Source organism: Streptomyces adustus (assembly GCF_009377175.1).
Taxonomy (GTDB): domain Bacteria; phylum Actinomycetota; class Actinomycetes; order Streptomycetales; family Streptomycetaceae; genus Streptomyces; species Streptomyces adustus.
Genome location: NZ_VJZD01000519.1, coordinates 1 through 1,931 on the forward strand (window position 1 = coordinate 1; position 1,931 = coordinate 1,931).

General features: G+C 70.7%; 1 protein-coding gene. It reads left to right on the top strand.

Annotated features, from left to right (window positions below):
• Nucleotides 1–143: 143 nt before the first annotated feature.
• Nucleotides 144–1,790: a long-chain fatty acid--CoA ligase gene (locus FNH09_RS46260; RefSeq protein ID WP_152895856.1), complete on the top strand. Its 1,647-nt coding sequence runs from the start codon at nucleotides 144–146 to the stop codon at nucleotides 1,788–1,790.
• Nucleotides 1,791–1,931 lie beyond the last annotated feature (141 nt).

The following is a 1,931-nucleotide window of genomic DNA, read 5'->3' on the forward strand; positions in this document are numbered from 1 at the left end:
GGCCGGAGGACGGCGTCCAGGCACGGAGTGACGTGATCGATCACCCGGACCTAGTGACATACCGCGTGGTATGTGCGCAGAATCAGCGCAACCTTTTACCACCGCCAGGCAATGTCGCCCAGGAGGACGCCGTGCTGAGCACCATGCAGGACGTACCGCTGCTGATCTCGAGGATCCTGACCCACGGGTCGACGATCCACGGCTCCTCGCAGGTGATCACCTGGACCGGCGAGGGGCAGCCCGAGCGCCGCTCCTACGCCGAGATCGGCGCCCGCGCGGCCCAGCTGGCGCACGCCCTGCGCGACGACCTCGGGGTGGCGGACGACGACCGTGTGGCCACGCTGATGTGGAACAACGCCGACCACGTCGAGGCGTACTTCGCGATCCCCTCCATGGGCGCGGTGCTGCACACCCTCAATCTGCGGCTGCCCGCCGAGCAGCTGGTCTGGATCGTGAACCACGCGGCCGACAAGGTCGTGATCGCCAACGGTTCGCTGCTGCCGCTGCTGGCCCCGCTCCTGCCGCACCTCGGGACGGTCGAGCACGTCGTCGTCTCCGGACCGGGCGACCGCAGCCTGCTCGCGGGCGCGACCTCCGTCCAGGTGCACGAGTACGAGGACCTGATCGCCGGGAAGCCGACCACGTACGACTGGCCGGAACTGGACGAACGCCAGGCGGCCGCCATGTGCTACACCTCCGGCACCACCGGCGACCCCAAGGGCGTGGTGTACAGCCACCGCTCGATCTACCTGCACTCCATGCAGGTCAACATGGCCCAGTCCATGGGCCTGACCGACCAGGACATCTCGCTGGTCGTGGTCCCGCAGTTCCACGTCAACGCCTGGGGTCTGCCGCACGCGACCTTCATGACCGGCGTCAACATGCTGATGCCGGACCGGTTCCTCCAGCCCGCGCCGCTCGCCGAGATGATCGAGTCCGAGCGCCCGACCCACGCCGCCGCGGTGCCCACCATCTGGCAGGGCCTGCTCGGCGAGCTGACCGCCAGGCCGCGTGACGTCAGTTCTCTCACCCAGGTGACCATCGGCGGCGCCGCCTGTCCGCCCTCCCTCATGAAGGCCTTCGACGAGCTGGGCATGCGGGTCTGCCACGCGTGGGGCATGACGGAGACCTCCCCGCTCGGCACGATCGCCCGTCCCCCGGCCCACGCGGTCGGTACGCCGCAGGAGTTCGCCTACCGGATCACGCAGGGCCGGTTCCCGGCGAGCGTCGAGGCCCGACTGACCGGCCCCGGCGGCGAACACCTCCCCTGGGACGGGGAGTCCGCGGGCGAGCTGGAGGTGCGCGGTCCCTGGATCGCCGGCGCCTACTACAACGGTCCCGACGCCGAATCCCTGCGCCCCGAGGACAAGTTCAGCGAGGACGGCTGGCTGAAGACGGGCGACGTCGGCACCATCAGCCCGGACGGCTTCCTCACCCTCACCGACCGGGCCAAGGACGTCATCAAGTCCGGCGGCGAGTGGATCTCCTCCGTCGACCTGGAGAACGCCCTGATGTCCCACCCGGACGTCGCCGAGGCGGCCGTCGTCGCCGTCCCCGACGACAAGTGGGGCGAGCGCCCGCTGGCGACCGTGGTGCTGAAGGCGGGCTCGGCGGTCGACTTCGACACCCTGCGCGGCTTCCTCGCCGCCGAGGCCGGGATCGCCAAGTGGCAGCTTCCCGAGCGCTGGACGCTGATCGAGGCGGTGCCCAAGACCAGCGTCGGCAAGTTCGACAAGAAGGTGCTGCGCCGGCAGTACGCGGACGGCGAGCTGGACGTCACCAGGCTCTGATTCCCGGGGGCGGGCGCCGACGTAGGCCGCCCGCTCCTTCTCCCGTACCCGCGCCCGCTCGTCGTACGGCGTCAGCGGGTGCGCGGACGACGGCCGGCCGCACGCCGGACGGTGGTCGCCCACCCCAGCGCCAGCCAGACC

Excerpts from the sequence above, each read along its gene's own strand:
- FNH09_RS46260 (WP_152895856.1), top strand. The coding sequence starts at position 144 with ATGCAGGACGTACCGCTGCTGATCTCGAGGATCCTGACCCACGGGTCG.